This window comes from Bradyrhizobium iriomotense, from assembly GCF_018130765.1.
GTDB classification, from domain to species: Bacteria; Pseudomonadota; Alphaproteobacteria; order Rhizobiales; family Xanthobacteraceae; genus Bradyrhizobium; species Bradyrhizobium iriomotense_A.
On record NZ_JAFCJZ010000006.1, the window covers coordinates 179,060 to 193,077 of the forward strand.

At 63.9% G+C, this 14,018-nt stretch carries 17 protein-coding genes; 11 read left to right on the forward strand and 6 right to left on the reverse strand.

Annotation, left to right across the window (positions count from 1 at the left end; all coding sequences use genetic code 11):
• Positions 1–22 precede the first annotated feature (22 nt).
• Entirely contained in the window at positions 23–1,102 is a 1,080-nt protein-coding gene (locus JQ635_RS13615; protein ID WP_211410378.1) for a Cj0069 family protein, read from the reverse strand.
• Positions 1,103–1,516: 414 nt separating this feature from the next.
• Between JQ635_RS13615 and JQ635_RS13620 the strand changes: the two genes are divergently transcribed.
• Together JQ635_RS13620 and JQ635_RS13625 are read left to right on the forward strand one after the other, a co-directional pair.
• Positions 1,517–1,750 carry a hypothetical protein gene (locus JQ635_RS13620; protein WP_211410379.1) on the forward strand — a complete coding sequence of 78 codons (234 nt, stop codon included), beginning with the start codon at positions 1,517–1,519 and terminating at the stop codon, positions 1,748–1,750.
• Positions 1,751–1,792: 42 nt separating this feature from the next.
• Entirely contained in the window at positions 1,793–2,680 is an 888-nt protein-coding gene (locus JQ635_RS13625; RefSeq protein ID WP_211410380.1) for a DUF1259 domain-containing protein, read from the forward strand.
• Between the two features lie 36 nt (positions 2,681–2,716).
• Here the strand turns inward: JQ635_RS13625 and JQ635_RS13630 are convergent, their stop codons facing one another.
• Positions 2,717–3,508 (reverse strand): IclR family transcriptional regulator, encoded by a 792-nt coding sequence (locus JQ635_RS13630; protein WP_211410381.1) that lies wholly within the window; start codon positions 3,506–3,508, stop codon positions 2,717–2,719.
• 174 nt (positions 3,509–3,682) lie between these two features.
• On the opposite strand from JQ635_RS13630, the gene JQ635_RS13635 reads away from it, so the two are divergent.
• The 5 genes from JQ635_RS13635 to JQ635_RS13655 are packed head-to-tail and all read left to right on the forward strand — an operon-like array spanning position 3,683 to position 8,086.
• On the forward strand, positions 3,683–4,843 hold the full coding sequence (locus tag JQ635_RS13635) for an aminotransferase class V-fold PLP-dependent enzyme (protein ID WP_211410382.1): 1,161 nt from the start codon (positions 3,683–3,685) through the stop codon (positions 4,841–4,843).
• Positions 4,844–4,860: 17 nt separating this feature from the next.
• Positions 4,861–5,769 (forward strand): amino acid ABC transporter substrate-binding protein, encoded by a 909-nt coding sequence (locus JQ635_RS13640; RefSeq protein ID WP_211410383.1) that lies wholly within the window; start codon positions 4,861–4,863, stop codon positions 5,767–5,769.
• Between the two features lie 49 nt (positions 5,770–5,818).
• The gene (locus JQ635_RS13645) at positions 5,819–6,613 is read left to right on the forward strand and encodes an amino acid ABC transporter permease (protein WP_211410384.1); all 795 of its coding nucleotides are present in this window, start codon (positions 5,819–5,821) and stop codon (positions 6,611–6,613) included.
• Positions 6,610–7,299 (forward strand): amino acid ABC transporter permease, encoded by a 690-nt coding sequence (locus tag JQ635_RS13650; RefSeq protein ID WP_211410385.1) that lies wholly within the window; start codon positions 6,610–6,612, stop codon positions 7,297–7,299. Before JQ635_RS13645 ends, JQ635_RS13650 begins: the two co-directional genes overlap by 4 nt.
• Positions 7,300–7,327: 28 nt before the next feature.
• Positions 7,328–8,086, forward strand: a complete 759-nt coding sequence (locus JQ635_RS13655; protein WP_246583514.1) for an amino acid ABC transporter ATP-binding protein — start codon at positions 7,328–7,330, stop codon at positions 8,084–8,086.
• Between the two features lie 48 nt (positions 8,087–8,134).
• Here the strand turns inward: JQ635_RS13655 and arsC are convergent, their stop codons facing one another.
• The 4 genes from arsC to JQ635_RS13675 are packed head-to-tail and all read right to left on the reverse strand — an operon-like array spanning position 8,135 to position 10,525.
• Positions 8,135–8,536: an arsenate reductase (glutaredoxin) gene (arsC, locus tag JQ635_RS13660; protein WP_211410386.1), complete on the reverse strand. Its 402-nt coding sequence runs from the start codon at positions 8,534–8,536 to the stop codon at positions 8,135–8,137.
• Positions 8,537–8,583: 47 nt separating this feature from the next.
• Entirely contained in the window at positions 8,584–9,639 is a 1,056-nt protein-coding gene (gene arsB, locus JQ635_RS13665) for an ACR3 family arsenite efflux transporter (RefSeq protein WP_211410387.1), read from the reverse strand.
• 3 nt (positions 9,640–9,642) lie between these two features.
• The gene (locus JQ635_RS13670) at positions 9,643–10,170 is read right to left on the reverse strand and encodes an arsenate reductase ArsC (protein ID WP_211410388.1); all 528 of its coding nucleotides are present in this window, start codon (positions 10,168–10,170) and stop codon (positions 9,643–9,645) included.
• Positions 10,163–10,525 carry an ArsR/SmtB family transcription factor gene (locus tag JQ635_RS13675; protein ID WP_211410389.1) on the reverse strand — a complete coding sequence of 121 codons (363 nt, stop codon included), beginning with the start codon at positions 10,523–10,525 and terminating at the stop codon, positions 10,163–10,165. The genes JQ635_RS13670 and JQ635_RS13675 overlap by 8 nt, the downstream gene beginning before the upstream one ends.
• A gap of 245 nt (positions 10,526–10,770) precedes the next feature.
• Between JQ635_RS13675 and JQ635_RS38965 the strand changes: the two genes are divergently transcribed.
• The 4 genes from JQ635_RS38965 to JQ635_RS13690 all read left to right on the forward strand — a co-directional run bounded on the left by JQ635_RS38965 (position 10,771) and on the right by JQ635_RS13690 (position 14,009).
• The gene (locus JQ635_RS38965; RefSeq protein WP_246583515.1) at positions 10,771–10,971 is read left to right on the forward strand and encodes a GDCCVxC domain-containing (seleno)protein; all 201 of its coding nucleotides are present in this window, start codon (positions 10,771–10,773) and stop codon (positions 10,969–10,971) included.
• Positions 10,972–11,060: 89 nt separating this feature from the next.
• Complete coding sequence (locus JQ635_RS13680; RefSeq protein ID WP_211410390.1) at positions 11,061–11,378, forward strand: ArsR/SmtB family transcription factor; 318 nt, start codon at positions 11,061–11,063, stop codon at positions 11,376–11,378.
• 49 nt (positions 11,379–11,427) lie between these two features.
• Positions 11,428–12,792 carry an NAD(P)-binding domain-containing protein gene (locus JQ635_RS13685; RefSeq protein ID WP_211410494.1) on the forward strand — a complete coding sequence of 455 codons (1,365 nt, stop codon included), beginning with the start codon at positions 11,428–11,430 and terminating at the stop codon, positions 12,790–12,792.
• Positions 12,789–14,009 carry an MFS transporter gene (locus tag JQ635_RS13690; RefSeq protein ID WP_211410391.1) on the forward strand — a complete coding sequence of 407 codons (1,221 nt, stop codon included), beginning with the start codon at positions 12,789–12,791 and terminating at the stop codon, positions 14,007–14,009. The genes JQ635_RS13685 and JQ635_RS13690 overlap by 4 nt, the downstream gene beginning before the upstream one ends.
• Positions 14,010–14,018 lie beyond the last annotated feature (9 nt).

Sequence of the window (14,018 nt, forward strand, 5' to 3'; positions counted from 1 at the left end):
GGGGAGCTCGCCCGCTGTCTCGTTATGCGCCGGAACGCACGCCCATTGTCCGGAGCATGCGTTGCCTCACCGTTCGCGCGATCGCCGCCGGTGCCTCATCGGGGATCGCAAAGCACGAGCTCGCGTTGATCTCGCACAGCACGTAGGTGTCGGCGCCGGCCGCATCGCGTGGCCCGTACAGAAAGTCCGCGTCCCAGATCACCGGCAATGACGGCTCATCGATGCCGAGCGTCGCCATCATCTGCGGCGTCCACTGCTCCTCCATCGCTCTGCGTAGCGCCTGGAATTGCGGTGCGTCAGGGCCGTGCATGTTGCGCGGACCGGGCTGAGCATCGGGGGAATCCGGCCCCTCCGGCGGCGGCGGGATCAGGGCCTTGATCCTCTGGTGTCCAAAGCCCGCCACCTTGGCGCCGCTCATATAGCAGCGGATCATGCCGTCGGGCAGGCGCGGTTGAAACGCCTGGTCGATGATGCAGCCGCCCCAGCCGAAATACGGCTCGCATCGCGCGAGCAGAGCGTCGATCGGCATGTCCTCGGGCATGCTGCCGCGCTGCGCATGCAGCACGCGCACCATGTCTTGAGCGTCGGGCAGTGCCTCCACCTTCCAGACGCCCTGGCCGCCATTGCCGCGGTTCTGCTTCAGCACGCGCGGGCCGTCGGTCCGAAGGCGTGCGGGAAATCCGGCGCGGAAGCTTGCGGCGGTGTCATAGCGATGCGTGTCGGCGCCCCAGCCGAGATGACGCGTCCGGTAGAGCACCTCCTTGACGCCCATCTTGAGGATGATTTCGGGATGCGCGCTCACCCATGGCCCTTGCGCCGCAACGTCGCGCAGCAGGGCGTCGAGCCCGGCGCGCGTCTTGCCCTGGTGGATCGGATCGACCCAGACCAGCACGCCGTCTGCTGCGAGCAATTGATCGCGGACGGCGCCGGCGAAACTCTCGTCGTAGATCACCGGCGAGGCTTCGATGCCGACGGCGGCGAGCGCTTCGAAGACGCGGACGAAGCGGCTGTTCTGCGCCGTGGCCTCGCGGCGCGCGGCAGCGTTGCCGCGTGAGAGGATTGCTACGGTCTGGCGGGGAGAGGAGTGACGTTCGGTGTCCATGCGCAAGCTCCACGTATTTGCGTGCTGCGCAGAGCTTGGACCGGGGTCTCAAGGGGAGTCTGCATTGTCCCCGTGAGGACCACCTTACGTGAGATGGTCTTCAGGTTTCAAGAGTGGTTGGCGGTTCCAAACGAAGCGTAAAATTCTTTGTGAGGACGTTCGGGGAAGGGTGAGTTGACAGCTCGGCCACCCGGTCTTCTACTCGGCGTGTCGGGGATGTGCGATCTCCCCGTGAGGCGACATGCCCAAGAATCGCGTCCTGATTTTCACCAGGGACGCAGCATGTCATCTGACACCCCGATATCATCCAACGCATCATTTCAGCTCATCGGTCCGGCGCGGAGCGCCGGCCTTGTCGATGCGTAACCTTGCGAAACGGACTTTCACCTGGGGCGGGGACACAGGAGAACGACCATGCGCACACGGACAATCCTTCACGCTTTCCTCATTCTGGCGCTGATTGGCGGCGCGTCTGCCGCACGCGCGCTGACCCAGGACGAGCTCGTCGCCAGGATCAAGGCGGCTGGCTACACCGAGGTCAGCGACATCAAATCGACTGCAGAGGGAACGACCGCCAGGGCGATCAAGAACGGCAAGCAGGTGCGGCTCGTTGTCGACAGCAGCGGCCAGATCAAGGAGCGGAACTGAGGCGGCTCCGGAAACCGAATGCAAGCTCAAGGGAGCAGTTCAATGCGCAAGACAATCTCGGCGCTGATGGTCATCGGCGCTTGCTTCATCGCGACCGCCCGCGCGCAGGATGTCGACTGGCAGAAGGTCGATGAAGCGCTGGGCCGCAAGCCCGCCGTGACCGGCGACGTGCATCGCTACGGCTTTCCGCGCACCGACCTCACGGTGACGCTTGATGGCGTGACCATCAAGCCGGCGCTCGCGCTCGGCGGCTGGGTCGCGTTCAAGCCGGCCCACGGCGGCGCCATGGCGATGGGCGATCTGGTGCTGCTCGAGTCCGAGATCAACCCGGTCATGCTGAAGATGATTGCGAACGGGATGGAGATCACGGCCGTGCACAATCATCTGCTCGGTGCGAGCCCGGCGACGTTCTACATGCACGTGGCCGGCCACGGTGATCCGCTCAAGATCGCGACGGCCCTCAAGGAGGCGCTCGCCGAGAGCAGGACGCCGCTGTCGGTGTCGGCTCCCGCGGCCCCGCCGCCTGCCGTCGATCTCGACACCGCGCAGCTCGACCAGATCATCGGCGTCAAGGGACAGGCCAATGGCGGCGTCTACCAGTTCAATGTTCCCCGCCGTGATCCGGTCACCGAGCAGGGAATGCAGCTGAGCCCCGTCGGGCCGCTCGGGGTTGCGACCGCCATCAACTTCCAGCCGACCGGCGCGGGCAAGGCGGCCATCACCGGCGACTTCGTGCTGACCGGCGATGAGGTCAATCCGGTGATCAAGGCGCTGCGATCGCATGGCATTGCCGTGACCGCTCTCCACAGCCACATGCTGGACGAGCAGCCGCGGCTGTTCTTCATGCACTTCTGGGCCAACGACGACGCGATCAAGCTCGCGACCGGCGTACGTGCCGCGCTCGACAAGACGGCCAGCACGAAGAGCTGATCGACAACGAAGCAAGGTTGGACCGGGCGAGACAGATCAGGATCCTTCGCCTGCGTCCTCCTCGTCATCCCCGAGGATCGTCTCCGACAGCAGCGCCGCGGCCTTCTGCAGCGGAGCGATGAACCGATCCAGCTCCTCGAAGCTCACGCGTGCCACGGGAACGGACACACCCAGGCACGCGATCAGTTCGCGATCCGGAGACAGGATCGGGACGGCGCAGCCGACCACGCCTCTCACATATTCTTCGTTGGTCTTGGCCCAGCCGCGCTTGCGGGTCTCGTCGAGGACCTGCATCAGGCTCTCGACATCCACGATCGTCGTTTCGGTATATCGCGTCAGCGCGAGCGCGCGGCACAGCTTCTCCCGCGCGCGCTCCGGCAGGCGGCTCATGTAGATCTTGCCGGTCGACGTGCAGTGGAGCGGGGCCGCTTCGCCCGGATTGAACTGGAGCCCCTGCGGTTGCGATACGCGGACGCTGTCGACGTAAGCAACGACATTGTCCCGCACGAGCCCGATCTCGCATTGCTCGCCGATTTCGGCGGCGACGGCGCGGAGCACGGCATGCCGGCGCGCGGTGCGGAAAGCTGCGCCGATGACGCGGGCTGACAGCGTGACCAGTTGATTGCCGACCACGTAGCGCTTCGTTCCCACGGCTTTCTGAAGCAGCCCGCGCTGCTCCAGATTTCCGATGAGCCGGTGCGCAGTCGGCAGTGGCAGGGACAGCGCAGCAGCGATGTCCGCGACCGAGGCTGCCCTCGTCTGGCTGGCGACATAGCCAATGATCGCAAAGGCCCGGTCCAGTGGCCCGTCGGTACTTGGCTGCTGCATTTTGTCAGTCTCCACCCTGCTTATTAGCAAATTATCATTTTTCGGAATTAAAACTACTAAAATATGAAAATTTATATAGGCAATTTTGCGCCTTTGCCCATATCGTTGGCGTTGCCGGGCGGTGAATAGGATTTGTGCAGTGCGAGCCGCCGCGGACGTGCTGAGGAGATCGGGATGTCAGGCCACTACGACGCTGAAGCCGTGCGGAAGGAGTTTCCGGCTGCCGAGCGGATCACCTATCTCGACTCCGGCTTCCAGACGCCGCTTGCGCGCCCGGTCAAAGCAGCGATCGACCGTTTCCTGAGCGAAGGTCTCGAGACCGCCGGCCCCAAGAGCGTCTGGCTCGATCGCGTCGAGCAGACTCGCGAGAAGCTGGCGCGGTTTCTCGGCGCATCGGCCGACGAGATCGCCTTCACCAAGAACACCTCGGAGAGCATGAACATCGCCGCGAACGCGCTGCCGCTGCGCGCCGGCGACAAGGTCCTGATGATCCAGGGCGATCATCCGAACAACGCCTACGCGTTCCTCAATCTGCGGCGCAAGGGCGTGACCGTCGAGTTCCTGTCGATGACGGAGGTCGTGAACGCCGAGAGCATTCGTCCCTATATCGATGCGAACACGAGGGCGATCTCGATGTCGCAGGTGACCTTCCATGCCGGCCACCGCTTCGATGTCGAAAGCATCGGTGCCCTCTGCGCGGAGAAGGGACTCTACTTCGTCGTCGACGTGATGCAGGCGATCGGCGTCGTGCCGATCGACGCCAAGGCGATGCGCGCGACCTTCATTGGTTCGGGCAGTCACAAGGGGCTGCTCGTGCCGCAAGGGCTGGGCCTGCTCTATTGGGACAAGTCCAGGACCGAGCTCGAGCCTGCTTATCTTGCGGCCGCGAGCCTTGCGGAAGTCCCGGCCGATCTCATCGCCAATCCCGATAAGCTCGAGCCTGCCCCGAGCGCCCGCCGCTTCGAGCTCGGCAATTTCAATCTTCCGGCGATCCATGCGCTCGGTGCCTCGCTCGACATGATCGGAGCGCTGGGCGTTGAGAACATCCAGAACCACTGCTTCGATCTCGGCGACCATCTCATCGCCCGGCTCGACGCGCTCAACGTTCGCCTCGTCGGCCCTCGCGCGCGGCAGCATCGCGCGCCGCACATCTATGTCATCGCGCTGCCCGCCGCCGAATGGCTCGGCTATTTCGAGGAGAACGGGGTCCGCGTGTCACCGGAACGGGACGGCATTCGCGTGTCGTTCGGAATGTTCAACACGATGGCCGATGTCGACCGCCTGATCGAGATCATCCGGCGGCGCGGCGTGAAGCCATCATCGAGGGCCGCATAGGCCGCTCATCAGGGGAGATGTACATGACGAAGTCTGCGCGTGTCTTGAGCATTCTGTCCGGCCTCGCGGTGCTCGGCGCCCTCAGTGGACCCTCGGCTGCCGCCGACAGTCCCACGCTCGCCAGGATCAAATCGAACGGCGCCATCACCATTGGCCACCGCGAAGCCTCGATCCCGTTCTCCTATCTCGGTCCTGACCAGAAGCCGATCGGCTTCTCGCTCGATCTGTGCGCCGCCATCGTCGAGCGCATCAAGGCGGAGACCGGCCTGCCCAGTCTTAGGGTCAATTACGTTCCGGTGAACTCGTCCAACCGCATCCCGCTGATCCAGAGCGGCACCGTCGATATCGAGTGCGGCGGCACCGCGAACGACAAGAAGCGGCAGGAGCAGGTCTCGTTCTCGGTCGCCACCTTCGTGAGCCAGCCGCGCTGGCTGGTCAAGGCGGACAGCGGCCTGAAGACGGCCGGCGATCTCAAGGGCAAGACCATCGTCGTCACCCAGGGCTCCAATGCCGTCGGCTTTGCGCAAGGCGTGAATGCGAAGGAGCAGCTCGGCTTCAACATCGTCCAGGCCAAGGATCACGCTGAATCCTTCCTGATGCTGAACACCGGTCGCGCGGCCGCCTTCATGGAAGACGATATTCTCCTCGCCGGCCTCAAGGCCGCAGCTCCGAATCCGGACGCGCTGATATTTCTCCCCGAGGGCTACGCCAAGATCTATTATGGGCTGATGTTCACGAAGGGCGATACCGGCTTCAAGGCGCTCGTCGATGACGTGCTGTCGAAGCAGATGGCCTCGGGCCAGTTCGAGAAGACTTACGCAAAATGGTTCACGAGGCCGATTCCGCCCAAGAATGAGAACCTGGCGTTCCCGCTGACGGTCGAGCTCACGGAACGGATCGCCCATCCCAGCGACGCGGTCGATTAATTGCGACGTCGGCGGAGAGTGTCCCGCAAACCGAGCCCTGAGGTTCGCCATGTTTGCAGTGCTTCTTGAACAGACCGCGGATGGCCAGCGCTATATCGACTGGCTCGTGTCGGGCCTCGGCTGGACCTTGGCACTGGCGTTCTTCGGCTGGTGGATTGCCTTCGCGGTCGGGGTGGTCGTCGGTATCGGCCGTACCGTGCAGAACCAGGCCGTCGCGACGCTTACGCGTCTCTATGTGGAGATCTTCCGCAACATCCCCGTGCTCGTGCAGATGTTTCTCTGGTATTTCGTCCTGCCGGAGATTCTTCCCGTCGCGCTCGGAAACGCCATCAAGCAAATTCCCCCGCCCTGGGGATCGTTCTTTCCGGCGCTGGTGTGCCTCGGTCTATACACCGCGGCCCGGATCGCCGAACAGGTTCGCGCCGGGATCGAGGCCCTGCCGAAAGGACAGGTCGAAGCGGCAAGCGCACTCGGGCTCGGCGGATATCTGACCTATCGCTATGTCATCGTTCCGCAGGCGCTGCGCCTGATCATCCCGAGCCTGACCAGCGAGGTGATGGGCATCTACAAGAACACTTCGGTCGCGCTCACCATCGGGCTGATGGAGCTGACGGCGCAGGCCCGCCAGATCGGCGAAGCGACGTTCCAGACTTTCACGGCTTTCGGCGCCGCGACGCTTGTCTACCTCGCGCTGGCACTCATCGCCTATCAGGGGATGGCGCTGATCGACAGGGCTGTGCGCATTCCGGGCACCGGGCGTGCGGAGAATGCGGTCGAACCGACCGCGACGCGCGTCGCACAACAGGTCGGTTCCTTGCCCGACGCGATGGAGGTCGTGAAATGAACAGCCTCGATTTCTCCGTTGTCCTTCAGGCGTGGCCCTATCTCTGGTCTGGCCTGCTGTTCTCGCTGGCGCTGACGGCCGTGGCTTTCGTGGTCGGCTTGATCCTCGGGACCTGCTTGGCGCTGGTGCAGCACTTCGAAGTGCCTGTGCTCGGCAAGCTCGTGCGTGGCTATGTCGCCCTGATGCGCTCGATCCCGCTGATCCTGGTTCTGTTCTGGTTCTTCTTTCTGGTGCCGATCGTGCTTGGCCATCTCAGCGGAAGCGGGCGGCCGGTTCCGATCGGCGCGACCTGGACGGCGTTCATCACCTTCGGCCTGTTCGAGGCCGCCTACTATTCGGAAATCATCCGGGTCGGATTGCGGGCGGTGAACAGGGGGCAGTTCGAGGCCTGTCAGGCGCTCGCATTGTCCACATTCGATACCTATCGCTCCGTGATCCTGCCGCAGGTGCTTCGCGTCGCCAGCCCGATCATCCTGAGCCAGACCATCATCCTGTTCCAGGACACCTCGCTGGTCTATGTGCTCTCGCTCACCGATCTGCTTGGCGCAGCCTCGAAGCTCGCGCAGCTCAACGGCCGTCTGGTCGAGATGTATCTGGTCATTGCGGTGGTCTACCTCGCGATCAGCTCGGCGGCATCGCAATGCGTGGCGTCGCTCCGCAAGCGGTATGCGATTGTGGGCCGCTAGCGCATCATCCTGTTCTTGGGAGAGAAAAATGCTTCAGCTCGCTGCGGAGAATCAGGCGTCCATCGTCACCGTCGAAAATCTGGTGAAACGGTTCGGCCATTTCACGGCGCTGAACGACGTCAACCTCTCGGTCGCGGCCGGCGAGAAGATCGTGCTGTGCGGTCCCTCGGGCTCCGGCAAGTCGACGCTGATCCGCTGCATCAACCACATCGAGAAGCACGATGCGGGGCGGATCGTCGTCGATGGTGTCGAGCTGACGAACCGGATGGACGACATCAACGGCGTTCGCCGCGAGGTCGGCATGGTGTTCCAGAGCTTCAACCTGTTTCCGCATCTCTCGGTCGTCGAGAACTGCATGCTGGCGCCGATGAAGGTGCGGGGCCTGTCCCGCGCCGAGGCGCACGAGCGCGCGATCGCTTTGTTGCGCAAGGTGCGCATCCACGACCAGGCGAACAAATATCCGGGGCAGCTCTCCGGCGGCCAGCAGCAGCGCGTCGCCATCGCGCGGGCGCTGTGCATGCAGCCGAAGATCATGCTGTTCGACGAGCCGACCTCCGCGCTCGACCCGGAGATGGTCAAGGAAGTGCTCGACACCATGGTGGAGCTCGCGCGGGACGGCATGACCATGGTCTGCGTCACGCACGAGATGGGCTTTGCCCGCGAGATCGCGGACCGTGTGGTGTTCATGGATCGTGGCGCGATCGTCGAGGAAGCCGACCCCGAGACCTTCTTCCGTGCGCCGAAGACGGAGCGGGCGAGGGATTTCCTCGGCCAGATCATCCATTAGAGATGGCTTGGAGCGCACATGACGCTCCGGGGCAGGGGCGAGGTGAGCCTACCTGGCCTCGACCACCTCGCCATCCTCTTTCACGAACCGGCCGACGGGATTGTCCAGGAGATCGACGACGGCCTCCGAGGGCCGGCACAGTCGCGTGCCCTTCGCCGTCACCACGATCGGACGGTTGATGAGAATGGGATGCGTCATCATGAAATCGAGCAGCTCGTCGTCCGTCCATTTGGGGTCGGCGAGGCCGAGCTCCTTGTAGGGCGTTCCCTTCTCGCGCAGCAGCGCGCGAACGGGAATTCCCATGGCCGAGATCAGCTCCTTGAGCCGGTCGCGCGATGGCGGCGTCTTCAGATATTCGATGACGTCAGGCTCGACGCCGCTCTGCCGGATCATCGCGAGCGTGTTGCGCGAGGTTCCGCAATCGGGGTTGTGATAGATCGTGATGCTCATCGAGATGTCTCCGCGATTGGGACCGTCATATGCTGCTGCGCCCGGCTTTACCGCGGGGCCTCCGCCGGCATCGAGACTTTGTCGGCGCCGGCTTCGTACCAGCCTCTGGTCGCCTTCACGATGCGGACGACGGACAGCATCACCGGCACCTCGACAAGAACGCCGACGACGGTCGCAAGCGCGGCGCCGGAATCGAGGCCGAACAGGCTGATTGCGGCAGCGACCGCCAGCTCGAAGAAGTTGCTCGCACCGATGAGGGCGGCCGGAGCGGCGACGCACCAGGCCACGCCAAGCCGCCGGCTGAGCCAGTACGCCAGGCCAGCATTGAAATAGACCTGTACGAGGATCGGTACGGCGAGGATCGCGATAACGCCCGGCTGTCTGACGATCTGCTCTCCCTGAAAGCCGAACAGCAGGACCAGCGTTGCCAGAAGCGCAACCAGCGAAAGAGGCTGCAGCATCCGCAAACTGCGGTCGAAGGCACCGCCGCCCTTTTGCAGCAGCATCTTGCGCCACGCTTGCGCGACGATCACCGGCACCACGATGTACAGCAGAACCGAAAGCAGCAGCGTGCCCCAGGGAACGCTGATGGAGGCGACCCCGAGCAGCAGCCCGACGAGCGGCGCAAACAGGAAAACCATGATCACGTCATTCAGCGCGACCTGGCTCAGAGTATAGTGAGGCTCTCCCTCGCACAGGTTGGACCACACGAACACCATCGCAGTGCAGGGCGCAGCGGCCAGCAGGATCAGGCCGGCGATGTAGGACGAAATCTGACCTGCCGGCAGCATCGGTGCGAAGAGATGGCCGATGAAGAACGAGCCCAGGAGCGCCATCGAGAACGGCTTGACTGCCCAGTTGATGAAAAGGGTGACGCCAACGCCGCGCCAATGCTCGCGGACCTGGCCCAGCGAGCCGAAGTCAATCTTCAGCAGCATCGGCACGATCATGAGCCAGATCAGCACCGCGACAGGCAGGTTGACCTTGGCGACCTCGGCGGCTGCGACCGCTCCAAAGAAGCCGGGCATGACATGCCCCAGCGCAACGCCCGCCACGATGCACAGCGCGACCCAGAGAGTGAGGTATCGTTCAAAGAATCCCATCGGTCAGCCTACGTCGTCCCGGGTAAGTGTGGAGCCGTTGGAGCGGCCGATCTCGCGCAGCCTGGTGCCTAAGGAGAGTTTGTCGATGCTCCGGAGCGGCAGGCTCACAAAGGTGTCGATCCGGTTCTTGAGATAGCGGAACGCGGTGACGAACGCGGCCTGCTTCTCCAGATCGGTGCCTTCGGCAGAGGCGGGATCCTCGATCCCCCAATGTGCGGTCATCGGCTGTCCCGGCCAGATCGGGCAGGCCTCGCCAGCGGCGTTGTCGCAAACGGTGAAGACGAAATCCATCACCGGCGCATCGGGAGCGGCGAATTCCAGCCAGCTCTTCGAGCGCATCCCCTCGGCGGGATAATCCATGCTTTCCAGCGTGCGCAGTGCCAGTGGATGCACCGCGCCCTTCGGCGTGCTGCCGGCGGAGAAGGACCGGAAGCGGCCGGCGCCGTCCTTGCGAAGGATCGATTCGGCGAGAATCGAGCGCGCCGAATTGCCTGTGCACAGGAACAGGATATTGTACATCTGGTCAGGCACGGCTTTTCTCCTTTCGCTTTGGCGAGCAGCAGGCCTGGAGGCTGGCGACGACCGGCTCGCAAACCTCCGGCCGTCCGCCGCAGCAATCGCGCAGCAGGAAAACCGCAACGTCCCGGAATTCGCTGAGGTTGGCGCGGTAGACGATCGAGCGGCTGTGCCGCTCGGAGGAGACGAGGCGCGCCCGGCTCAGGATCGACAAATGCGCAGAGAGCGTATTTTGAGGCACTTCCAGCAGCCGGGCGAGGTCGCCGGCCGCAAGGCCGTCGGGCTCGTGCCGGACCAGCGCCCGGAAGGCCTCCAGGCGGGTGGATTGCGACAGCGCCGCGAGCGCGAGGACAGCTTCTTCTGTTTCCATATATCCAGACTTATGGAATTATTGGGGCGGCGTCAATCTGAAATGCATCGGGCGTGTTAGGAGCCGGCGCCACGCATGGAATCTAACTGCCGGAGCGATCCAAGGAATTTTAATTCGCCCGGGCCAGCGGCGCTCGTTTGACGGCAATGCCTCCGGCGCTGCAACATGCAAAGCACGCTTCCCCATTGGCTTCGGTTGTTCTGACCAATTAATGTGCCGTGTCCTGCGATCGCGGAAAATCTGTCATGCAAACGCAATCGATTATCACCTGTCCGGTCTGCCAGCATGCGTCGGTCGAAACCATGCCGACTGATGCCTGCCAGTTCTTCTACGATTGCAAGCGGTGCGGGACCCGGCTGAAGCCCAAGAGCGGCGATTGCTGCGTCTTTTGTTCTTACGGCTCCGTTCCTTGTCCACCGGTCCAGCAGCACGGAAAGTGCTGTTGAAACCGGCCCATGCTCGGAGACACGTTCGATATTTCCAATATTCTAGAAATATCGTTGACAGGGAGAGGCGAACGGCGCATGGTGTCGTCATGAAGATCGACGACGCAGCAGCACGCCTGGAGGCCTTGGGCAACCGGACGCGACTTCAGATCTACCGCGCCTTGGTTCGGGCGGGGCACTCGGGCATGCCCGTGGGGCGCCTGCAGGACAAGCTGAAGATTCCGGCGTCAACGCTGTCGCATCACATCAAGACCCTGGTCTCGGTCGGGCTGGTCAGTCAGGTCAGGGAATCCACGACCTTGGTCTGCCACGCGAACTTCGATGCAATGCGGGGGCTGGTCGATTTTCTGGCGGCGGAGTGCTGCGCGGACGAAGTCGGATGCAAGGGTGCGCAGACGGCGGCGTGATCGTTTTGCCCAATTATTCGATGATTCTAGAAATATGGGAGAAGTCGGAATGAATGCTAGGACGGTCGCCATCATCGGGGCAGGGCCGGTCGGCCTCGCAGCCGCCGCGCATGTGCTCGAACGCGGCATGTCGCCCATCGTGCTCGAGGCCGGCTCCGAGGCGGGGCACGCGATCCGGCAGTGGCAGCATGTCCAGCTGTTCTCGCCGTGGGAGTACAACGTCGACAAGGCCGCCACGCGCATGCTGGCGCCGACGGGATGGAATTCGCCGGATCCTCAGTCCTATCCGACCGGCGGCGAGCTGCTTGACCGATATTTGATGCCGCTCGCGACGCGAACGCCGCTGCGCGAGGTGATCCGGGCCTCCAGCCGCGTCTCGGCCATCAGCCGCGTCGGCTTCGACAAGGCGAAGACAAAGGGCAGAGAGCAGGCGCCTTTCGAAATCCGCTACCAGAACGGCAAGGGACCCGAGGTTCTGCGTGCAGATGCCGTGATTGATACCTCAGGCACATGGTTCTCCCCTAATCCGGCCGGCCGCGACGGCTTGCCCGCCATTGGCGAGCCCGAGTGCGTCAACCACATCGCCTACGGCATGCCGGATGTCCGGGGGGCCGGCCGTTCCAGATATGCCGGCAAGACCGTTGCTGTTTTGGGCGCCGGTCATTCCGCGATCGGTACGCTCATTGATCTCGCGCATCTCGCCGACGAAGTGCCGGGTACGCAACCCGTCTGGCTCCTGCGCGGTACCGATCCCGCCAAGGCTTTTGGCGGTGGCCGGAATGACAAGCTTGCTGCACGCGGCGAGCTTGGCGCCTCCTTCGCCGCGCTTGTGGCCTCCGGGAAGATCAAGGTTGAAACCGAATTTGGCGTCACGCATCTCTCGGACTCCGAAGGCCGCCTCAAGATCGCGGCAGGCTCCTCTTGCAGTGGGCGAAGCGTGATCGCTGACGAATTGATCGTATCGACCGGCTTCCGTCCTGACTTCTCGTTCCTGTCCGAATTGCGCCTGAGGCTTGATCCTGCCATCGAGGCGCCGGTCGCTCTCGCACCGCTGATCGATCCCAACGAGCATAGCTGCGGCACGGTCCGCCCGCACGGCGCGCGCGAACTCTCGCATGACGAGCCGGGTTTCTACGTGGCGGGCATGAAGTCCTATGGCCGTGCGCCGACCTTCCTCATGATGACGGGGTATGAGCAGGTCCGCTCGATTGCGGCTGATCTCGCTGGCGACAAGAAAGCCGCGGCAAGGGTGGAGCTTGTGCTGCCCGAGACCGGCGTCTGCACGCGCGGCGGCGTCGAGACCGGGGCCGCAGCGGGATGCTGCGGCGGACCTCCGAAGGAGGAGTCGTCAGCCTGCTGTGCCGCCGATGAATCGGCAAAGAAAGCCGGCGCTGCGGGGTGCGGTTGCTCATGACGCAAGTCCCTGCGGGCCAAGCTCGAGGTCCGCTCGCCATCGTGCTCGCGCTCGGCACCGCGCAAACGATTGCGTGGGCGTCGAGCTATTATCTTCCCGCCATCCTGGCTGCGCCGATCGCCCGCGATCTCGGTCTTGCGCCGACCTATGTGTTCGGCGCGCTCTCGGGCGCGCTCGTCATCTCCGGTCTGCTCGGCCCGCGCGTCGGGCATGCCATCGACACGTTCGGAGGGCGCGGTCTGCTCGCGATCTCGAACCTCGTGTTTGTGGCAGGGTTGTTCCTGCTGTCCGTAGCCCATGGCGCGGCAGTGTTGATCGCGGCCTGGGTGCTGCTCGGGATCGGCATGGGCATGGGCCTCTATGAAGCGGCCTTCGCGACGCTTGCGCGAATCGACGGTGCCAATGCGCGGCGAACCATCACCGGCATCACCCTGATCGCCGGTTTCGCCAGCACACTCGGCTGGCCGCTCACGACGTGGCTGGAGTCCGAGTATGGCTGGCGCGTGGCCTGCCAGGTGTGGGCGGCGATCCACATCGCGCTCGCGTTGCCGCTCAATCTCTCGCTGCCGCGCGCCGTTCCATTGGACCAGCAGCCTCGATCCGGCACGGCTGCGAGCCGGCAATCCGGACGCCAGAGCGAGACCTTCGCGATGGTGCTGCTGGCCTACATGTTTGCGGCGGCAAGCTTCGTCAGTTCGGGAATCTCAGCCATCCTGCCGACCATGCTGGTTGCGTTCGGTGCGACTCCGGCGCAGGCCTTGCTCGCGGGCGCGTTGGTTGGGCCTGCGCAAGTCGGCGCGCGGCTTCTGGAGGCAGGATGGCTTGCCCGGTTTCATCCGCTGCTCTCGGCGAGGCTGGCTATGCTGATGAATCCGGTCGGTGTCGTTGCGTTGGTCGCGGGTGGACCCTTGCTCGCGACGACGTTCACGGTGCTGTACGGCGCGGGCAACGGCATCATCACCATTGCCCGCGGGACGCTTCCCTTGGCGCTGTTCGGGCCAGCGGGATTCGGCAGGCGCGTCGGCATGATCTCGCTGCCGTCCAGGGTAACGGGTGCCGCCGCGCCGCTCGCGCTGGGACTGATGGTGGAGCAGATCGGCAGCAGCGCGCTGTGGATCAGCGCGCTTGTTTCGCTCTCGGCCTTCTTTGCGCTCTTGCTGTTACGTAACGAGCAGGCAACATCAACACCCCTCCAGGTGGGAGAGCAAAATTCCTAAGCTGAGCGG

Coding starts and splice junctions, on each gene's coding strand:
- JQ635_RS13615 (WP_211410378.1), bottom strand. CDS start 1,102: ATGGACACCGAACGTCACTCCTCTCCCCGCCAGACCGTAGCAATCCTC.
- JQ635_RS13620 (WP_211410379.1), top strand. CDS start 1,517: ATGCGCACACGGACAATCCTTCACGCTTTCCTCATTCTGGCGCTGATT.
- JQ635_RS13625 (WP_211410380.1), top strand. CDS start 1,793: ATGCGCAAGACAATCTCGGCGCTGATGGTCATCGGCGCTTGCTTCATC.
- JQ635_RS13630 (WP_211410381.1), bottom strand. CDS start 3,508: ATGCAGCAGCCAAGTACCGACGGGCCACTGGACCGGGCCTTTGCGATC.
- JQ635_RS13635 (WP_211410382.1), top strand. CDS start 3,683: ATGTCAGGCCACTACGACGCTGAAGCCGTGCGGAAGGAGTTTCCGGCT.
- JQ635_RS13640 (WP_211410383.1), top strand. CDS start 4,861: ATGTACATGACGAAGTCTGCGCGTGTCTTGAGCATTCTGTCCGGCCTC.
- JQ635_RS13645 (WP_211410384.1), top strand. CDS start 5,819: ATGTTTGCAGTGCTTCTTGAACAGACCGCGGATGGCCAGCGCTATATC.
- JQ635_RS13650 (WP_211410385.1), top strand. CDS start 6,610: ATGAACAGCCTCGATTTCTCCGTTGTCCTTCAGGCGTGGCCCTATCTC.
- JQ635_RS13655 (WP_246583514.1), top strand. CDS start 7,328: ATGCTTCAGCTCGCTGCGGAGAATCAGGCGTCCATCGTCACCGTCGAA.
- arsC (WP_211410386.1), bottom strand. CDS start 8,536: ATGAGCATCACGATCTATCACAACCCCGATTGCGGAACCTCGCGCAAC.
- arsB (WP_211410387.1), bottom strand. CDS start 9,639: ATGGGATTCTTTGAACGATACCTCACTCTCTGGGTCGCGCTGTGCATC.
- JQ635_RS13675 (WP_211410389.1), bottom strand. CDS start 10,525: ATGGAAACAGAAGAAGCTGTCCTCGCGCTCGCGGCGCTGTCGCAATCC.
- JQ635_RS38965 (WP_246583515.1), top strand. CDS start 10,771: ATGCAAACGCAATCGATTATCACCTGTCCGGTCTGCCAGCATGCGTCG.
- JQ635_RS13680 (WP_211410390.1), top strand. CDS start 11,061: ATGAAGATCGACGACGCAGCAGCACGCCTGGAGGCCTTGGGCAACCGG.
- JQ635_RS13685 (WP_211410494.1), top strand. CDS start 11,428: ATGAATGCTAGGACGGTCGCCATCATCGGGGCAGGGCCGGTCGGCCTC.
- JQ635_RS13690 (WP_211410391.1), top strand. CDS start 12,789: ATGACGCAAGTCCCTGCGGGCCAAGCTCGAGGTCCGCTCGCCATCGTG.